At 74.7% G+C, this 17,012-nt stretch carries 17 protein-coding genes; 9 read left to right on the top strand and 8 right to left on the bottom strand.

What is annotated here, in order from left to right; all coding sequences use genetic code 11:
- Window positions 1-28 precede the first annotated feature (28 nt).
- Window positions 29-2,086: a DNA gyrase/topoisomerase IV subunit B gene (locus CLT72_RS00480; RefSeq protein WP_101409039.1), complete on the bottom strand. Its 2,058-nt coding sequence runs from the start codon at window positions 2,084-2,086 to the stop codon at window positions 29-31.
- Window positions 2,087-2,489: 403 nt separating this feature from the next.
- Here CLT72_RS00480 and CLT72_RS00475 point away from each other — a divergent pair, with 403 nt between their 5' ends.
- Window positions 2,490-3,749, top strand: a complete 1,260-nt coding sequence (locus CLT72_RS00475) for an SGNH/GDSL hydrolase family protein (RefSeq protein WP_101414844.1) — start codon at window positions 2,490-2,492, stop codon at window positions 3,747-3,749.
- Window positions 3,750-3,878: 129 nt separating this feature from the next.
- Here the strand turns inward: CLT72_RS00475 and CLT72_RS00470 are convergent, their stop codons facing one another.
- Together CLT72_RS00470 and CLT72_RS00465 are read right to left on the bottom strand one after the other, a co-directional pair.
- The gene (locus CLT72_RS00470) at window positions 3,879-4,520 is read right to left on the bottom strand and encodes a class I SAM-dependent methyltransferase (RefSeq protein ID WP_101409038.1); all 642 of its coding nucleotides are present in this window, start codon (window positions 4,518-4,520) and stop codon (window positions 3,879-3,881) included.
- 9 nt (window positions 4,521-4,529) lie between these two features.
- Window positions 4,530-5,027: an RrF2 family transcriptional regulator gene (locus tag CLT72_RS00465; protein WP_101409037.1), complete on the bottom strand. Its 498-nt coding sequence runs from the start codon at window positions 5,025-5,027 to the stop codon at window positions 4,530-4,532.
- Between the two features lie 113 nt (window positions 5,028-5,140).
- On the opposite strand from CLT72_RS00465, the gene CLT72_RS00460 reads away from it, so the two are divergent.
- The 3 genes from CLT72_RS00460 (at window position 5,141) to CLT72_RS00450 (ending at window position 8,815) form a co-directional block, all read left to right on the top strand.
- Entirely contained in the window at window positions 5,141-6,409 is a 1,269-nt protein-coding gene (locus tag CLT72_RS00460) for a globin domain-containing protein (protein WP_486484357.1), read from the top strand.
- 221 nt (window positions 6,410-6,630) lie between these two features.
- Complete coding sequence (locus CLT72_RS00455) at window positions 6,631-7,848, top strand: glycosyltransferase (protein WP_101409035.1); 1,218 nt, start codon at window positions 6,631-6,633, stop codon at window positions 7,846-7,848.
- A gap of 103 nt (window positions 7,849-7,951) precedes the next feature.
- A complete protein-coding gene (locus tag CLT72_RS00450; RefSeq protein WP_101409034.1) occupies window positions 7,952-8,815 on the top strand; it encodes an alpha/beta fold hydrolase in 864 nt (287 codons plus the stop codon).
- 6 nt (window positions 8,816-8,821) lie between these two features.
- On the opposite strand, the gene CLT72_RS00445 is transcribed toward CLT72_RS00450, so the two are convergent.
- Window positions 8,822-10,600 carry a SpoIIE family protein phosphatase gene (locus CLT72_RS00445; protein WP_158241940.1) on the bottom strand — a complete coding sequence of 593 codons (1,779 nt, stop codon included), beginning with the start codon at window positions 10,598-10,600 and terminating at the stop codon, window positions 8,822-8,824.
- 74 nt (window positions 10,601-10,674) lie between these two features.
- Window positions 10,675-10,845 carry a hypothetical protein gene (locus CLT72_RS32080; protein ID WP_172896549.1) on the bottom strand — a complete coding sequence of 57 codons (171 nt, stop codon included), beginning with the start codon at window positions 10,843-10,845 and terminating at the stop codon, window positions 10,675-10,677.
- Window positions 10,846-11,046: 201 nt separating this feature from the next.
- Here CLT72_RS32080 and CLT72_RS00440 point away from each other — a divergent pair, with 201 nt between their 5' ends.
- Window positions 11,047-11,682 (top strand): hypothetical protein, encoded by a 636-nt coding sequence (locus CLT72_RS00440; protein ID WP_101409032.1) that lies wholly within the window; start codon window positions 11,047-11,049, stop codon window positions 11,680-11,682.
- Between the two features lie 154 nt (window positions 11,683-11,836).
- Entirely contained in the window at window positions 11,837-12,202 is a 366-nt protein-coding gene (locus tag CLT72_RS00435; RefSeq protein WP_101409031.1) for a hypothetical protein, read from the top strand.
- A gap of 54 nt (window positions 12,203-12,256) precedes the next feature.
- Here the strand turns inward: CLT72_RS00435 and CLT72_RS00430 are convergent, their stop codons facing one another.
- The 3 genes from CLT72_RS00430 to CLT72_RS00420 form a co-directional block, all read right to left on the bottom strand.
- Complete coding sequence (locus CLT72_RS00430) at window positions 12,257-12,784, bottom strand: DinB family protein (RefSeq protein WP_101409030.1); 528 nt, start codon at window positions 12,782-12,784, stop codon at window positions 12,257-12,259.
- Window positions 12,785-12,860: 76 nt separating this feature from the next.
- Entirely contained in the window at window positions 12,861-13,052 is a 192-nt protein-coding gene (locus CLT72_RS00425; RefSeq protein WP_101409029.1) for a hypothetical protein, read from the bottom strand.
- Window positions 13,053-13,156: 104 nt separating this feature from the next.
- On the bottom strand, window positions 13,157-14,077 hold the full coding sequence (locus CLT72_RS00420) for a DUF72 domain-containing protein (protein ID WP_101409028.1): 921 nt from the start codon (window positions 14,075-14,077) through the stop codon (window positions 13,157-13,159).
- 132 nt (window positions 14,078-14,209) lie between these two features.
- Here CLT72_RS00420 and CLT72_RS00415 point away from each other — a divergent pair, with 132 nt between their 5' ends.
- The 3 genes from CLT72_RS00415 to CLT72_RS00405 all read left to right on the top strand — a co-directional run bounded on the left by CLT72_RS00415 (window position 14,210) and on the right by CLT72_RS00405 (window position 16,994).
- A complete protein-coding gene (locus tag CLT72_RS00415) occupies window positions 14,210-14,713 on the top strand; it encodes a DinB family protein (protein WP_101409027.1) in 504 nt (167 codons plus the stop codon).
- Between the two features lie 107 nt (window positions 14,714-14,820).
- The gene (locus CLT72_RS00410) at window positions 14,821-15,735 is read left to right on the top strand and encodes a hypothetical protein (protein ID WP_101409026.1); all 915 of its coding nucleotides are present in this window, start codon (window positions 14,821-14,823) and stop codon (window positions 15,733-15,735) included.
- A 212-nt stretch (window positions 15,736-15,947) separates the two neighbouring features.
- Window positions 15,948-16,994, top strand: a complete 1,047-nt coding sequence (locus CLT72_RS00405) for an NAD(P)-dependent alcohol dehydrogenase (protein WP_101409025.1) — start codon at window positions 15,948-15,950, stop codon at window positions 16,992-16,994.
- The last annotated feature ends 18 nt before the right edge of the window (window positions 16,995-17,012 follow it).

Genomic DNA, 17,012 nt, shown 5'->3' with positions numbered 1-17,012 from the left:
GTTCAGTTTCCCTCTCGGCGGGCGGTGCTCATGCGTCGATCGCCTCGCGGTCGACCCGGTCGGCGGAGTCGATCAGCCAGTTGCGGCGCGGCTCGACCTTCTCTCCCATCAGCAGTTCGAGGATCCGCTCGGCGGCGTCGACGTCGTCGAGGGTGATCCGGCGGACGGCGCGGGTGGCCGGGTTCATCGTCGTCTCCCACAACTCGTCGGCGTCCATCTCGCCGAGACCCTTGAAGCGCGGGATCGGGGTGACGATCTGCTTGCCGGCCTTCTCCAGCTTGCGGACCGTCGCCTCCATCTCCGCCTGGGTATAGGTGTAGATCGTCTGCGGGTTGCGCCCCCTGGTGGTGATCTTGTGTAGGGGCGGCATCGCCGCGTAGAGGCGGCCGGCCTCGATCAGCGGTCGCATGTAGCGGGCGAAGAGCGTGATCAGCAGGGTGCGGATGTGCGCGCCGTCCACGTCGGCGTCCGCCATGATCAGCACTCGGCCGTAGCGCATGGCCGACAGGTCGAACGTGCGACCGGAGCCCGCCCCGAGCACCTGCACGATGGCCGCGCACTCGGCGTTGTCGAGCACCTGCTGGAGGTTGGCCTTCTGCACGTTGAGGATCTTGCCTCGGATCGGAAGAAGCGCCTGATACTCGGCAGAACGGGCAAGTCGCCCCGTCCCCAACGCGCTGTCGCCCTCCACGATGAACAATTCACTGCGCTCGATGCCCGCCGCGCGGCAGTCGACCAGCTTCGGCGGCATCGACGCGCCCTCCAGGGCGGTCTTGCGCCGGGCGGCGTCCTTCTGCTGCTTCTGGGTCAGCCGCACGCGCGCCGCGTCGACGATCTTCTGCAGGACCGTACGCGCCTCGGCCTTGGTCCGCCGGTCCTCCAGCCAGGCCTTCAGGTGCTGCTCCACCAGCGTCTGGATCACCTTGGTGATGCCCGCGGTGGAGAGCTCGTCCTTGGTCTGCGAGGTGAACTGCGGCTCCGGGATCCGCACGTGCACGACGGCCGTCATGCCCTCCAGGACGTCGTCCAGGGTGGGCGGATCCTCCTTGGCCTTGAGCAGGCCACGGGTGTTGCGGACGGCCTCCGCCAGGGTACGCGCCAGACCCCGCTCGAAGCCCTTGCGGTGGGTGCCACCGTGCGCGTTGCGGATGGTGTTGGTGAAGCACTCGACGGTGCGCTCGTAGCCGGTGCCCCAGCGGAAGGCCACCTCGACCTCGGCCCGACGCTGCACGTTGGACTGCATGACGCCGTTGGCGTCGGCGGCGTTCTCGCGGTAGGTGCCCTCGCCGGTGACCATCAGCATGCCCGAGACGGGCCGGTCGCCGGCCGGCGCGAGGAACTCCACCATGTCGGTCAGGCCGTTGGGGTAGTGGAAGCTCTCCTCGGTCGGCTCCTCGCCGGTGTGGTCGCGCAGCGTGTAGCTGACGCCCGGCACCAGGAACGCGGTGTTGCGCAGCTTCATCCGCACCGCGTCGGCGTCCAGCGTGGCGCCGGTCTCGAAGTAGCGCGTGTCGTGCCACCAGCGGATCGACGTGCCGGTGCGCTGGCCGCGCTTCATCGCGCCGACGATCTGCAGCCCGGGCCCCGGGGTGAACGCGGCGTCGGGCCCGTCGCCGTCGAAGACTCCCGGCACGCCGTGCCGGAACGACATCGCGTGGACCTTGCCGCCCCGACGCACGGTGACGTCGAAGCGGCGGGACAGCGCGTTGACCGCCGAGGCGCCGACGCCGTGCAGACCGCCGGAGGTCTTGTAGCCGGAGCCGCCGAACTTGCCGCCGGCGTGCAGCCGGGTGAGCACCAGCTCGACGCCGGAGATGCCGGACTTGGCGTGCACGTCGGTGGGGATGCCCCGCCCGTCGTCGTCGACCTGGACCGAGCCGTCGGCGTGCAGCGTCACCTCCACCTTCGTGGCGTGGCCGGCGACGCCCTCGTCCGTGGAGTTGTCGAGGATCTCGTTGACGAGGTGACCCACGCCACGGCTGTCGGTGGAGCCGATGTACATGCCGGGCCGCTTCCGGACGGCGTCCAGCCCCTCGAGGTGCGTGAGGTCGTCGGCCCCGTACAGGGTCTCAGGCTCTGCGGTCAACTGGTCGTACTCCCAGGTCTCGGCGATGTGGTGCCGCGTCCGACGTCGCGGGTCGGCCGGCGCGCCGCAGCGAGCCTAACCGGGAGATGCGACAGGACGACGGCGCCCCGCAGCGAGGCACGCGGCTGGCGGCGGGGCGGGCCCGGGCGGCGGGGTCGCGCGGTCCGTCCGGTTCCGGCGCATCGGAGCCACCGTGACCGGTTTGCGAACGAGCCGGCGGCGGGTGGGGCCCAGCCGTGACAACAACGGCGCCCCGACCGGCCTTCCCGGCGCGGCGCGCCGGGGCGGATGTGTCCGCCATCGAAAGTTTCTGTTACCGGTCCATTGACGCCCGTCGCGTCCGGATGATGTGATCTCGCTCTCAGAGGATCTTTCATATTTCGATGGACAGATGGAGGACGTGATGTCCAGGTTCCGTCGTACCGCACTCGCGGCGGCGCTCGCCGTGGCCACCGCCACGCTGTCGACCGCCGTAGGGCTGTCCGCCCCGGCCTCGGCAGCCCCGCCCACCGCCGCGGTGGCGCTCGGCGACAGCTTCATCAGCGGCGAGGGCGCCGGGGCGTACACCCCGGTCGCCGACGTCAACGGGGTCGCCCAGGGCTTCCCGGGCTGGACCGCCGCGAACAGCAACGCGTACTTCTGCCACCGCTCGGCGAACGCCTCGCTGCACCGGGCCAACCTGCCGGGCATCCAGGACCGGTTCAACCTCGCCTGCTCCGGCGGCCAGCCGCACGACATCGCCGCCGCCTCCTCGGCCCGGGCCAACGGCCGCCAGGTGGCCGCCCAGCTCGACCAGCTCCGCGCGGTCGGCCGGACCCACGACATCGACCTGGTGCTGCTCGGGGTCGGCTCGAACAACAGCTCGTTCACCTTCGGCCAAGTCGCGGAGAAGTGCGCCAACCGCTTCATCGCCGACGCCTGGACCGGCTGGTGGGAGTTCTGGGCCTACCTCGGCGGACCGGTGGAGCAGAAGCCCTGCACCGACGCCGACCTGGCCACCGCCGCCCAGTGGAGCGCCGCGACCGCCGAGACCACCTCGGCCGTACGGCAGCTGCTCACCACGCTGCGCGAGATCGACGCCGACGGCCAGCACCGGATCGTCCTGCAGGACTACACCAACCCGCTGCCGTTCGACCTCGAGCCGCGCTTCCACGAGGAGGACGGCCGTAGCGACACCCGGGACAAGTTCCGCGCGCTGGGCGCCGAGCGGTACGCGGCCGGCTGCCCGATCCACCGGGCCAGCCTGCTGCCGGGGCACCGCTTCTCCCAGGGGCTGGGCACGATGGTGAAGTCCACCCGGGACACCCTGGCCGCCGAGTTCCCCGGCGCGGACCTGGTCTACCTCAACGTGCAGCGGGCCTTCGACGGCGCCCGGCTGTGCGAGTCCGGCACGAGCCCGACCGGCACCCTCGCCACCCCGATCCGCCTGCAGGACAGCCCGCCGAACGGCGTCTTCGTCACCAGCCTCGCGGGCAAGGACAAGATCGCCATCCAGCGGATCGCGAACACCTGCGTGAGCTACTTCCAGACCTGCCAGGAGTCGTGGCACCCGAACGCCGCCGGTCACCAGGTGCTCGGGCAGTGCCTGACGGGCGCGGCCACCACCGGTGCGCGCTCCGTGGCCTGCGTCCGCGCCGGGGACGGCTCGATCACGGTCTCCTGACCGCGACACCTCCCGGGACCCGGAACCCCGTGCCGTTCGGCGCGGGGTTCCGCCGCGTCCGCCCACCGAACGGCGGCGGGCAGGCGGCACGGCCCGTGGGCAGGCGGCACGGTCGCGGCCGGGGGCGGGTCAGTCGCGGGTGGCCGCGCCGAGCACGTGCGGGGCGGCCGGGGCCGGGAGCGCGCTGTCGGGGAAGCGGAACGCGTCCAGCTCGGTGACGGTGAAGCCCGCCGCCCGGATCGCGGCCACCGTGTCGCGGCCGGTGTGGCAGCCGCCGCAGAACAGCGGCCACACGGTCGCGTCGACCAGCCGCTGGACGCGGCGCAGGCCGGGCGTCTGCGCGCGTACGTGCTCGAAGAAGCGCACCTGCCCGCCGGGCCGCAGCACCCGGCGGGCCTCGCGCAGCGCGGCGGCCTGGTCGGCCACCGAGCAGAGCACCAGGGACAGCACCACCGCGTCGGCGTCGCCGTCGGGCGCCGGCAACGCCTCGGCGAGGCCGTCGACCACCTCGACGGGTACGGGCGCGTCGGCCGCCGCCACCCGCGCCGCCGCCCGCAGGCGGGGTTCCGGCTCGACCGCCAGCACCCGCTCGACGGTGCCCGGGTAGTGCGCGAAGGTGCGGCCGTTGCCGGCACCGACCTCGACCACCCGGCCCGCGAGGCCGGCCACGAGCCGGCGGCGGTGGGCGGCCGCGCCGGCGGCGTCCATCGCCACGCTCGCCCGCGCGAACACCCGGGCGAACACCGGGTGGGAGACCGCATCACGGGACATCGTCGCTCCTCAGACCGGATCGGGTACGGCCCGCCGGCCGACCGGGGGCGGCGTCGCGCCCGGCGCCGGTGCCGGGCGGGGGCGGGGCAGGCCGAGGGCGAGCAGCACCGGGCCGGTCGGCCCGTCGACGAGCCCGCCGAGGGTCACGCCGTCCAGGACGGCGAGGAAGGCGTCGCGGGCCCGGCGCAGCTCGCCGCGCAGCCGGCAGGCCGCGCGCAGCGAGCACGCCGGCTCGTCGCAGGAGACCACCTCGTCGTCGCCCTCGAAGGCCCGCACCACGTGCCCGACCGTGGTGTCGCCGCCGCCCTCGGCGAAGGCCACCCCGCCGGAGCGGCCCCGGATGGTGACGAGCACGCCGAGCCGCTGCAACCGCTGCACGACCTTGGCGACGTGGTTGCGGGGCAGGTCGAGCTGGTCGGACAGCTCGTCCACGGTCATCCGTCGCGGGTTCGCGGCGGCGAGCATGGCGATGCGCAGCGCCATGTCGGTGGACCGGTTGAGCTTCACGTCTCGACCCTAGCCACCGCGGTCGAGCCCCCACCACGGTCGACCGGACCCGGGATGTGATCCGGACGACCCTCGACCCGGGACCTTCGGCCCTGAAGAGGTATCTCGAATACCTGTTTTGCTGTCGGGGTTCGAGCGGTTCACCTCAGAAGGAGACAGTCGTGCTCTCGGAGTCCTCAGCAGCAGTGGTGACGGCGACCCTGCCCGCCGTGCAGGCGCACGGCGAGGCGATCACCGGCCGGTTCTACCAGCGGATGTTCGACGCGCACCCCGAACTGCTCGACATCTTCAACCGCAGCAACCAGGCCACCGGCACCCAGAAGGCCGCGCTCGCGGCCGCCGTGGTCGCGTACGCGGAGCACCTGACCGGCGGCAGCCACGCGCCGTGGGGGCCGATCCTGGACCGCATCGCGCACAAGCACGCCTCGCTCGGCATCACCGCCACCCAGTACACGATCGTCGGCCGGCACCTGCTCGCCGCCGTCGGCGAGGTGCTCGGCGACGCCGTCACCGCCGAGGTGGCGGCGGCCTGGGACGAGGTCTACTGGCTGCTGGCCTGCGAGCTGATCGCCCGGGAGGCCCGCCTCTACACCGAGGCCGGGCTGGCCGAGGGCGAGCCCGTGTGGCGCGACTGGCGGGTCACCGCCCGGACCACCGAGGCGCTGGACGTCGTGTCGTTCACCCTGGTCCCGGCCGACGGCGGACCGGTGCCCACCTTCGTCCCGGGCCAGTACACCTCCGTCGCCGTCGACCTGGACGGCGGGCGCGGTCAGCAGATCCGCCAGTACAGCCTCTCCGGCTGCCCCGGCGCCGCGCACTGGCGGATCACCGTCAAGCACGTACGCGGCGTCGGCGGCGCCCCCGACGGCATGGTCTCCACCTTCCTGCACGAGCGCGTGGGCGTCGACGACGTCCTCCGGCTCAGCCCGGCGTTCGGCGAGGTCAGCGCGGTGGCCGGGGAGGGCCCGCTGCTGCTGGTCAGCGCGGGCATCGGCCTGACCCCGGCGATGGCCGCGCTGGAGCACCTGGCCGCCACCGAGCCGCAGCGCCCGGTGGTGCTGGTGCACGCCGACCGGGCCGGCGCGGCGCACGCGTTCCGCGGCGAGCTGCCGCGCCTGCACGCCGCGCTGCCCAACCTGCGCACCGCCCTCTGGTACGAGGACCTCACCGACGGCGAGCTGGCCGGGGTGACCGCCGAGGTCATCGCGGGCCGGGTCGACCCGGCACTGATCCCGCTCTCCCCCGACGCCCACGTGCACCTGTGCGGGCCGTTGCCGTTCATGAACACCGTCCGGGGCGGCCTGCTGCGCCGGGGGGTGCCCGTGGAGCGGATCGCCTACGAGGTCTTCGGGCCGGGCATGCTCCACGACAACCGGTCCTGACCTGCTGTCGTCGGCCGGTCACGGGCGGTGGGGCGGTTCGCCCCGCCGCCCGTCGGCGTCTCCACACCCGACGGAGAGTCCCTCACGACGAGCTGGGCGGGTGGCGGTTAGGAGGGGAGGTCCAGGGTAGGGACTCCTGCGGCGGGGTCCGCCAGGCGGCGAGGAGACGCCCCGGGGCTCGACCGGGTCCCCGCCGACGGGCCGGCCGATGGAGGAAGCACATGCGTATCGCGATGATCTCGGAGCACGCCAGTCCGCTCGCCGTCGGAGGGGCGGGGGAGTCCGGCGGTCAGCACACGCACGTGGCGGAACTCGCCGCCGCCCTCGTGGGCGAGGGGCACGACGTGCGCGTCTACACCCGGCGCGACTCCACCGCCCCGCCCGACTCCGTGCTCACCTCCGACGGCTACCAGGTGTGCCACGTGCCGGCCGGGCCGGCGCTGCGGGTGCCGAGAGACGAGCTGCTGCCGCACCTGGGCGAGTTCGGTCGGTGGCTGGCCGGCCAGTGGCGCGACGGCGACTGGGTGCCGGACGTGGCGCACGCCCACTTCTGGACCAGCGGGCTGGCCACCCTGCACGCCGGCCGGCGTACCGGGGTGCCGGTGGTGCTGACGTACCACAGCCTCGGCTCCGTCAAGCGGCAGACGAAGGGCGGCCGGGACACCAGCCCACCAGGCCGGGTGGGCTACGAGCGGGCCCTGGGCCGGGCCGCGGACCGGGTCATCGTGCAGTGCCAGGACGAGGTGGGTGAGCTGGTCCGCCTCGGCGTGCCCCGGTCCCGGATGACGCTGGTCCCCGCCGGGGTCAACCAGGAACTGTTCCGTCCCGAGGGGCCCGTCGCCCCGCGCGATCCGGCCCGTCACCGGATCATCACCGTGGGACGGCTGGTGGAACGCAAGGGCATCCAGGACGTCGTACGGGCCCTGCCGGCCGTCCCGGACGCCGAGTGCGTGGTGGTGGGCGGACCGCCCGCGAAGCTGCTGCCGGCGGACGGCTTCGCCCGCCGCCTCCGCGCGCTCGCCGAGTCCTGCGGGGTCGCCGACCGGGTGAAGCTGCTGGGCGGGCTGCCCCGGCAGGAGCTGGCCCCGTGGTACCGCTCGGCGGACCTGCTGGTGGCCGCCCCCTGGTACGAGCCGTTTGGGCTCACCCCGCTGGAGAGCATGGCGTGCGGGGTGCCGGTCGTCGGCACGAACGTCGGCGGGATCGCCGACAGCGTGGTCGACGGCCTGACCGGCGACCTCGTGCCGCCGCGCGACCCCCGGATCCTCGGTTCCACGGTCCGCCGGCTGCTCGCCGACAAGGTCCGTCGTTTCGCGTACGCGACGGCGGCGCTGGACCGGATCCGCAACCGGTACTCGTGGAAGCGCTGCGCCGAGCAGCTGAGCGCGGTCTACGCCACGGTCAGCACGGTCGGCCGCCCCGCTCCGGCGGTGGCGTGACGCGGACGGCCCGGGGGCGTCACGCCGGCGATCCGACGGCACGCGCGTGACGCCCACCACCTGATGGTTACCCGTCGGTAGCCTCGGGCCGTAGCCTGGGGCGGTGAACGCGACGGGGGAATACCGGCAGGAGTTCGTCGAGGTCGACGGGGCCCGCCTCGGGCTACAGGTGTATCCCGATCCGGACGGCGTCACCGACGCCCCGCTCGTGCTGATCACGCCCGCCATGGGGGTCCGGGCGCGCTACTACCGCCCGTTCGCCGCCGCGCTGCGGGCCGCCGGCCTGGCCGTGGCGGTGGCCGACCTGCGCGGCACCGGGGAGAGCACCCCGGAACCGAGCCGCGCCTGCCGGTACGGCTACGCGGAGCTGACCGCCGACGTGGGCGCCGCGCTGGGGTCGCTCAAGGCCCGGCGGGACGGGCGCAGGACGCTGCTGCTCGGGCACTCCCTCGGCGGGCAGGCCGCCCTGCTGCATCTCGCCGTGCACGGCGGGCACGACGTCGACGGGCTGGCGCTGGTCGCCGTCGGCGTGCCGTGGTGGCGCAGCTATCCGGGCCTGCGCGGGTACGGCGTCCTGCCGTACACCCAGGGGATCGCGGCGACCGCCCGGCTGCTCGGCGTCTGGCCCGGCTGGGGCTTCGGCGGCCGGCAGGCACGCGGCGTCATCCGGGACTGGGCGCACACGGCGCGGACCGGGCGTTTCCCGCACCTGGACGGGGTGGACGCCGAGGCGGCCGTGCGGGCGCTGCGCACCCCCGTGCTCGCGGTCAGCGTCGACGACGACCAGTACACCCCGCACGAGACCCTCGACCACCTGTGCGCGAAGCTGGCCGCGGCGCCCGTCGCCCGCGAGCGCTACACGGCGGCACAGGCCGGCGCCCGGATGGACCACTTCACCTGGGTACGCGCGAGCGGGCCGCTGGCGGCCCGGGTGGCCCGCTTCGCGGCGGACCTGCCGGCCCGCTGACCGCCCTCAACCGACCCGCAGCGCCAGCAGGGCGACGTCGTCGTCCGGCTCGGCGGTGAGCCCGGCGAGCAGCGCGTCGCAGAACGCCTCCAACGGCAGGTGGCACAGCCGTCCGGCCGCCGCCCGCAGACGTTCGATGCCGGCGTCGATGGGCAGGTCGCGGCGCTCGACCAGCCCGTCTGTGTAGAGCACCAGGGTCGCGCCCGGTTCGAGGTCGGTCTCGTGGTCGCGGCGCGGCAGCGGCCCGACACCGAGCAGCGGGTCCGGGTCGGTGACCAGCAGCCGCGCGGTGCCGTCCGAGTGCACGAGCACCGGCGGCGGATGGCCGGCGTTGCACCAGGTGAGGTGCGCCGCCCGCGGGGCGTCTGCGGCGCCCGGGACGCGCACGTGCCCCACCACGGCCGAGGCGAACGTCGACACGCCCAGCCCGCGCAGGGCCCGTTCGAGCCCGGCGAAGATCGCCGCCGGCGGCTCGCCCAGCACGTACGCGACGCCGCGCAGCGTGCTGCGGATCTGGGCCATCGCGGCCATCGCGGCGCGGTCGTGCCCGGTGACGTCGCCGATCACGACGGTGGTGGCCCCGTCGGCGGCGGGGAACGCGTCGTACCAGTCCCCGCCGACCTGCTCGTGCTCCACCGCCGGGTGGTACCGCACCGCGATGTCGAGACCGGCCACCGGCGGCGGGTCGGAGAGCAGACTGCGTTGCAGCGTCTCCGAGGTGCGCCGCTGTTCCCCGTGCACCCGGATCCGGTCGAGCGTCTGCGCGCACTGCGCCGCGAACGCGCCCAGCACCTCCACCTCGCGCCGCTCGAACGGGTGCGGCGCGCGCCAGCCGACGGTCAGCGCGCCGAGCAGCCGCTCCCCCACCCGCAGCGGCAGCGAGGCCCACGCCTCCAGCCCCGTGGTGTCGACGACCTCCGCCATCTCCGGCGCGAAGTCCAGCGCGGCGGCCCGGTGGGGCAGGAACACCGTGCGACCCGCGTACGCCGAGACGCTGGACGGCAGCGGACCGGTCAGCGGCAGTTCGGCGTAGCGGGCGCGGGCGCCACCGCCGAGGCTGTCGGTCAACGTCAACCGCAACAGGTCGGTGGCGTCGCGCACGGCGACGGCGCCGCCGTCGGCGCCGAGCGCCCCGAGGCCCCGGTCGACGACCACCTCGGTCAACTCCGCGACGCTCTCGCAGCCGGCCAGGTCGGCGGCCAGGTCGACCAGGGTCGCGAGGCGCCGGTTGGCCACCGCGTGGGCCTCCAGCGCGCCGCGCAGTTCCTGCGCACGGGCGTACAGGTCGGCCTCGGCCGCCTCCATGCGCCGCCGGAAGCTCTCGCCGCGGGCCTGTTCGTCCCTGGTCCGCTGCCGCTGCCGGACGAAGTCCGTGACGTCCTCGGGCCGGTGCAGCAGCAGCACGACGCGCCCGTGGTCGTCGAGGATCGGCACGTTCATCGGGCTCCAGTACCGCCGCACGAAGCCGCCGACGCCGTCGGGGATGTCGTAGCGCTGCAACGCCATCGTGTCCGCCCGCCCCGTCTCCCGCGCCCGCAGCAGGGAGGCCCGCAGGTTCGGCACCCCGGTGCCCTCCGGGTCGTCCGGGTTCGCCGGGAACGCGGCGAACAGTTCCCGCCCGAGCAACTCCTCCCGGGTACGGACGGTGGCGCGCAGGTACGCCTCGTTGACCTCGACGATCACCAGGTCCGGATCGAGCACCAGGTACGGCGACGGCGCGGCGTCGAAGATCCGCGCGTGGTCCACCGCCGCCGGCCCGCCCGACCGGTCCCGCCCGTCGCCCACGTCCCTCGCTCCCGACCTCGCCCGTCCCCGTACGCCCGTCCCGGACGGCCCTGCGCCGCCCGGGACGCCGCTGATCACTCGTCGGTGTCGACGGGCACCATCTCGCCGTCGCGCTCCACACGGGTCTCGCCGCGCTCGGCCGGCGGCGGCACCTGGGCCGTGGTCTTGCGCGGATCGTTGTCCGGGTGCATCAGCACCGCGTCGGTCGACGCGGTCTTCTCCCGGCTCTCCTCCGGCTGCGACATCGGCTACCCCTCTCGTCGGGTCGTCCGACGACCTACCCGCCACCGGCCCCGCCGACTCCTCCCGGCCCCGTCCCGTCGTCGACCGGGTACGGACGCCGGCCCGGTATCTGCGCCGCCGGGGCGTATCAGCAGGTGACGGGCGGGATTAGCCGACCGGGCGGCGGGTATGCCGCACCGCCCGACACGGTGGAAGGGGATCAGATGTCCGAACGACACACCGCACTGCGCTCGATGCACGATCTGGGCCTGGCAGCCTGGTTCGGGGGCTCCCTGATGGGAGCGTTCGGTGTCAACGGCGCGGCGGCACAGATGAACGACTCGACCCAGCGGTTGCCGATGGCCTCGGCCGGCTGGGCCCGGTGGACCCCGGTGAACGCCGCGGCGATCGGCGCCCACCTGGCGGGGGCCGTCGGGGAACTGGTGACGGAGAGCCCTCGGGTGGCCGCCCAGTCGGGAGTGGCCCGGGCCAGCACGCTGAAGACGGCGTTGACGGTCGGCGCGCTGGCGGTGACCGGCTACAGCCGGCTGCTCGGCATGAAGCTGGAGAAGGCCGGCGGACCGGCGGTCGAGGGGGTCACCGAGCCGAACTCGCACACGCCGTCGAACGTGGCGTCGTGTCAGCGGCAGATGCGGATGCTCCAGTGGGCCATCCCGGCGATGACCGGGGCGCTCATCGTGATGACCGCGTACATGGGCGAGCAGCAGAAGCCCGGCGAGGTGTTCCGGGGCATGCTCGGGCGCGTCGGCGGCATGCGGAACGCCCCGAAGGGGATGGGCGCGCTCATGGCCATGGGCGCGGCCAACAAGAAGCGGATGGCGAAGTCCGGCCGCTGCTGACCGGCGTACCGCCGAGGGGCGTCCCGCCGACTCCTCGGCGGCGGGGCGCCACTCCGCGTCTCCTCCGCCCGCCGGGATCCGGCGCCGGGAGGCATGACCGCCCCGGCGACGGGGATTCGGAGCCTCTACCGGCGGACCGAGTAGCGAGGTGGCCATGACGGCAGGAGACGGACGCGGCGGGGACCGACGCCCACCGGAGGCGACCACGCCCTGGGTGACCAGGGACGGGCTGGACGCGGAGCCGCCGTGGGGCACCGGCGGGCACGACCCCATGGACGAGGGCAGCGAGGAGACCGCCGTACCGGAGGGGCGGCGCGGGGAGCGGCGGGCCGGTGAGCCGGCGGGAGCGTCGGGGCCGGCCGGGCGGCACGGTTTCGGCCCGGTCGAACCGACGCCCACGCGGCCGGCGGGCCCCGGCGCGCCGCCGGACCCGGCGCCGGCCCGCCGGACCTTTCCCGACGCCGCCGACGTCGAGCCCCGGACGGAGGACGCGCTGCGGACCCGGGGCCGACGGTCGTGACCGGTACGGACCCGGGCGCGGCGGGCCGGGTCACCCGGCGCCTGCTTGCGGCGGTCAGCCGCGTCCCGCGACGCGCAGCAGCCGGAGTTGGCCGATCTCGGCGGCGTTCTTCATCAGCTCGGCGTTGACCCAGGCGAGCATGTGCCCGACCGTGTGCCCGGCGTCCTCCTGCCACGGGAACGACGCGGGGGCGTCGAGGTCGGCGTCGGTGAGCCGGTCGAGCTGACCGAGCCACTCGGCGCGCAGCCCCCGCAGCCAGGTGATCGTCGGCCCGCCCGGGCCCGGCCATCCGACGTCGGTGCGCTGCCGCGGTGGCCGTCCGCCGAGATGGTCCATGGCCACGCTCCACCACCAGCCCATGTGCCACGACAGCCAGCCGATCGTCGGAACCGGCACGGGCTCGGGCTCGGTGTCCGCCCAGTCGGGGGTCCACCCGCCGGCGGGGCCGGGACGCACCGTCCAGCAGCGCGCCGCCGGTTCCCAGAGGAAGTCCGCCGCCTCGATGCGTTCGAGGTGGTATTCGAACAGCGACCACGTCAGGTCGAACTGCCAGCGCAGGAGCGCACGGGAGGTTGCCGCCATCGGGCGATCATGCCCGAGGCCGGCGGCCCCGGTCGACGCGATAAGGCCGCGTGCCGGGCCCCTCCCGGCGGTCGGCTCAGCCGCCGGCGGTGTCCTCCCCGGCGACCTCGGTGGGGTCGTCCGCCACCGGATGGCCGGTGTCGTCCACCAGACCGGGCGCCATGCTTCCGCCGTGGGCGTCCTGCGCCTGCCGGGTCTCGCGCGCCGCCGCGTCCTGCGGTACGCCCGGCGTCGCCTCCTCGCCGTGCTCCTGCCGCCGCTCACCCATCACCGCGTCCCCTTCCGTCGCTCACGCCCCGGGCGGTACCCGGGCGGCCGGTGGGAAAACCTCCCGCCGACGCCTCCGCCCGGGCCGGACGACACGCGGCGTGCTCAGGAGGAGGAGCCGGCTGCGGCCCGCTCCGCCCGACCCCGCCCCGCCGGCCGCACGCCCAGCAGCTCGGCGAGCCGGGCGGCGTCGCGTTGGGCCTGGTCCTCGCAGCAGTTGTTGAACAGCGCGTGCAGCTCCTGCGCCTGCCCGGCCAGCTCGACCAGCAGCTCCGACCAGCGGCGCAGCTCCTCGTCGCCGTACGCGTAGCGGAACTTCTCCTGCTTGTCCCCGGTCTCCCAGGCGGTGCTGTGCCCGTGGAACCGCACGACCGCCAGCTCCGCCGTGGCGAAGAGGATCGGCGGCACCGACGACGGATGCCCCTGCGGCATGTCGACGCAGACGAACGACAGGTTCCGGTCCCGCAGGAACGCGAGCGTGTCCAGCGCCGCCGTGCCGTCGAACCAGGACCCGTGGCGCAGCTCGACGGCGACCCGCCATGGTCGGCACCGCTCCGCCAGTTCGGCGATGCGCCGCTCGGCGGCGGCTCCCCGGGCCAGCCACGGTGGAAACTGGAGCAGGACCGCGCCGAGCCGGTCGGCCGCCGCGATCGGGTCCAGCGCCGCCCGGAACCGGTCCCACAGTTCGTCGTACGCGGCCGCCGGCAGGTCGCGGCGGCGGATGCGACCCGGGGCGCCGGCCGGGCGCAGGTCGCGCGGCAACGCCGCCACCGGTGTCGGGTGGCCGGTGAAGAGGCTGAATGCCTTGACGTCGAAGGTGAAGCCCTCGGGCGTGGCGTCGACCCAGCCCTGCGTCGTCTCCGGCACGGGGACCGCGTAGTAGGAGGTGTCCACCTCGACCATCGGGAAGTGCCCGGCGTAGAAGTCGAGCCGGCCGGCCGGGGTGTTCGCCGTGCGGGGATACCAGCCCGAGCGCAGCAGCATCCGGTCCGCCCAGGAGGACGTGCCCACCTTGATCACACCCATGTGGTCCAGTGCACCTCGGACCGGACGAAACGGCAACCGGTGGCGGAAACCCGGCGTCCTGGAAGCCGTTTCTGTCGGTGGGCGGTCCTAGGCTCAGCCGCGTTCCGAAGGAGCCCAGGAGGGAGCGTGGCGATGTCCACGACTGATCAGTTGACCGGCGAGCGGGCCGACCTGGTGGAGACGCTGCGTCTGCATCGCGGCTTCCTGCGGCAGACCGTCGAGGGTCTGACCGACGAGCAGGCCGCCACTCGCAGCACCGTCAGCGAGTTGTGTCCCGGCGGTCTGATCAAGCACGTGACGCAGGTCGAGCAGCGGTGGATGTGGTTCGCCGTCGGCGGTGCCGAGGCGATGAACAGCGAGCCGCTCGACTGGGCCGGCCAGTTCCGCATCCACGGGGGCGAGACGCTGGCGGGGCTGCTCGACGACTACGCCCGGGTGGCCGCCGAGACCGACGAACTGGTCGGCACCCTCGACCTCGACGCCACCCACCCGCTGCCGCAGGCCCCCTGGTTCCAGCCGGGCGCGAGCTGGTCCGTCCGCCGCGTCCTGCTGCACCTCGTCGCCGAGACGTCCCAGCACGCGGGGCACGCCGACATCCTGCGCGAGGCGATCGACGGCGCCAAGACGATGGGCTGAGCCAGGCCCCGGTCCCCCGATCCGGCCTTTGTCGGCCGTCACACCCCGACCCGTGTGACGGTCCGGCAGCCCGTGGCGCTGAGGGACACGAGATGAAAGCACACCGGATGGACCAGGAAACCGTCGAGCGGCTGCTCGGCGGTCCGGTCCTCGACCCGCAGGACGGCCCACGTCCCGTCGCCTCGCTGTTGACCGCGGTGCGCGCCGCGCCCCACCCCCGGGAGCTGGCCGGCGAGGAGGCCGCCGTCCGGGCCTACCGGCTGGTCCGGGCCGGGCACCCTCCCGAGCTGCCGCAGCGACGCCGCCCCGCCCTCGCGGGCTTCGGCGTGCGCGCCGCACTCGCCGGTGCGGCGCTCGCGCTCACGGGCGGGGTGGCCCTCGCCGCCACCGGGGGCACCCTGCCCCACCCGTTGCGGGCTCCGGCGCCCACCACCGCCGCTGTCCAGCCTGCCCCCGATCCGGACGCCTCCCGCACGGCGGTTCCCGACCCTTCGCGGGCGCCGACGGGCGGGGTGGACGGCCGGCCGGAACCCGACGCGGCCGTGCGGGAGTCCTGCCGGGCATACCGGACCGACGGCGACGACGGCCCGGGCGGTGCGCTCGACGACGACGCCTTCGCCAACCTGATCCGCGCCGCCGGTGGCCGCGAGAAGGTGGCCGGCTACTGCGAGCGGGTGCTGGCCGACGAGCCGCGCAGCCCCGACCCGGCCGGCAGCCCGTCCGGTCGGCCCGGCGCCGAGCCGACCGGCCCACCGGGAGCGGGACCGACCGGGCGTCCCGGAGCCGACCCGACGGCCCGCCCCGGAGCCGGACCGACCACCCGCCCGGGCACGGAGCCGACGAGCCGGCCGGGCACGGAGCCGACGAGCCGGCCGGGCACGGAGCCGACGAGCCGGCCGGGCACGGAGCCGACGAGCCGGCGCTCGGGGCCGTCCACGTTGTCGCCGTCGGAGGCGGCCGCCCGGACGACCCACCCACGGCCCGCCATGGGCCCCACCCTCGACGGGGTGGCCTCGCCGTGAGCCGCGTGCCATCGGCGGAATGACCGCCCCGTGGACCGCGCGTGCCCTTGGCGGAATGACCTGTCCTGTGGGCCGCCCTCGGCGACCCGGCGACCGGCCGCGTTCCCGGCTCACCCGGAAGGGGTGAGCCGACCCGCCGCGGGACCCGTTTGGCGGGTCGCTGAACGGGCAGCCGGCAGTCGGACCGGAAGCGGGAGAACAGGAGGCGTCTGATGCGCGCACTGCGGTTGCCGGGCTGGAAGTCCGAGCCCGAGTTGGTCGAGGTCGACGAGCCGACCCCCGGCCCGGGTCAGGTGGTGGTGAAGATCGGCGGTGCCGGGGCCTGCCACTCCGACCTGCACCTGATGCACGACTTCGAAGCCGGCGCGGTGCCCTGGAACCCGCCGTTCACCCTCGGCCACGAGAACGCCGGCTGGGTGCACGCGCTCGGGGACGGGGTCACCGGGCTGACGGTGGGCCAGCCGGTGGCCGTGTACGGACCGTGGGGCTGCGGCACCTGCGCCCGCTGCCGGGTGGGCGTCGACCCGTACTGCGAGAACGTCGCCGAGGCGCCGGTGCCCGGCGGGGGCGGCGGCCTCGGCCTCGACGGTGGCATGGCCGAGTACATGCTGGTGCCGCAGGCCCGGCAGGTGGTGCCGCTGCCCGACGGGCTCGACCCCGTGCTGGCGGCGCCGCTGACCGACGCGGGGCTCACCCCGTACCACGCGATCCGCCGTTCCTGGGCGAAGCTCGGCCCGACCAGCACCGCCGTGGTGATCGGCGTGGGTGGGCTCGGGCACGTCGGCGTGCAGATCCTCAAGGCCACCACCGCGGCGCGGGTGATCGCGGTGGACACCCGCGAGGAGGCGCTGCGGCTCGGCGAGGAGTGCGGCGCCGATCTGACCATGCTCTCCGGCGCGGACACCGCCCAGGAGATCCGCCAGGCCACCGGCGGCCGGGGCGCGGACGTGATCCTGGACTTCGTCGGCGCCGACCCCACCCTCGCGCTCGGCGCCGCCGCCGCCCGCACCGTCGGCGACCTCACCATCGTCGGCATCGGCGGCGGCACCCTGCCGGTGGGCTTCTTCTCGGTGCCGTACGAGGTGAGCATCCAGACCACGTACTGGGGCAGCCGGCCGGAACTCATCGAGGTGCTCGAACTGGGTGCCCGGGGGCTGGTGAAGCCGAAGGCCACCACCTTCTCGCTGGACGAGGCGGTCGACGCGTACCGGAAGATGGCCGACGGCACGCTGGAGGGCCGGGCCGTCGTCGTGCCGTGACCACCGCGACCCTAGAGT

Source organism: Micromonospora sp. CNZ309, assembly GCF_002846525.1.
The sequence above is the reverse complement of the archived record's forward strand: the minus strand, read 5'-3'. Positions and strand labels throughout refer to the sequence as shown.

What these genes read in the sequence shown, in the direction of transcription:
- CLT72_RS00470 (WP_101409038.1), bottom strand. Translation starts at nt 4,520, where the DNA reads ATGTCCCGTGATGCGGTCTCCCACCCGGTGTTCGCCCGGGTGTTCGCG.
- CLT72_RS00425 (WP_101409029.1), bottom strand. Translation starts at nt 13,052, where the DNA reads ATGGGTGAGCGGCGGCAGGAGCACGGCGAGGAGGCGACGCCGGGCGTA.
- CLT72_RS00475 (WP_101414844.1), top strand. Translation starts at nt 2,490, where the DNA reads ATGTCCAGGTTCCGTCGTACCGCACTCGCGGCGGCGCTCGCCGTGGCC.
- CLT72_RS00405 (WP_101409025.1), top strand. Translation starts at nt 15,948, where the DNA reads ATGCGCGCACTGCGGTTGCCGGGCTGGAAGTCCGAGCCCGAGTTGGTC.
- CLT72_RS00440 (WP_101409032.1), top strand. Translation starts at nt 11,047, where the DNA reads ATGTCCGAACGACACACCGCACTGCGCTCGATGCACGATCTGGGCCTG.
- CLT72_RS00410 (WP_101409026.1), top strand. Translation starts at nt 14,821, where the DNA reads ATGGACCAGGAAACCGTCGAGCGGCTGCTCGGCGGTCCGGTCCTCGAC.
- CLT72_RS00455 (WP_101409035.1), top strand. Translation starts at nt 6,631, where the DNA reads ATGCGTATCGCGATGATCTCGGAGCACGCCAGTCCGCTCGCCGTCGGA.
- CLT72_RS32080 (WP_172896549.1), bottom strand. Translation starts at nt 10,845, where the DNA reads ATGTCGCAGCCGGAGGAGAGCCGGGAGAAGACCGCGTCGACCGACGCG.
- CLT72_RS00435 (WP_101409031.1), top strand. Translation starts at nt 11,837, where the DNA reads ATGACGGCAGGAGACGGACGCGGCGGGGACCGACGCCCACCGGAGGCG.
- CLT72_RS00415 (WP_101409027.1), top strand. Translation starts at nt 14,210, where the DNA reads ATGTCCACGACTGATCAGTTGACCGGCGAGCGGGCCGACCTGGTGGAG.
- CLT72_RS00420 (WP_101409028.1), bottom strand. Translation starts at nt 14,077, where the DNA reads ATGGGTGTGATCAAGGTGGGCACGTCCTCCTGGGCGGACCGGATGCTG.
- CLT72_RS00430 (WP_101409030.1), bottom strand. Translation starts at nt 12,784, where the DNA reads ATGGCGGCAACCTCCCGTGCGCTCCTGCGCTGGCAGTTCGACCTGACG.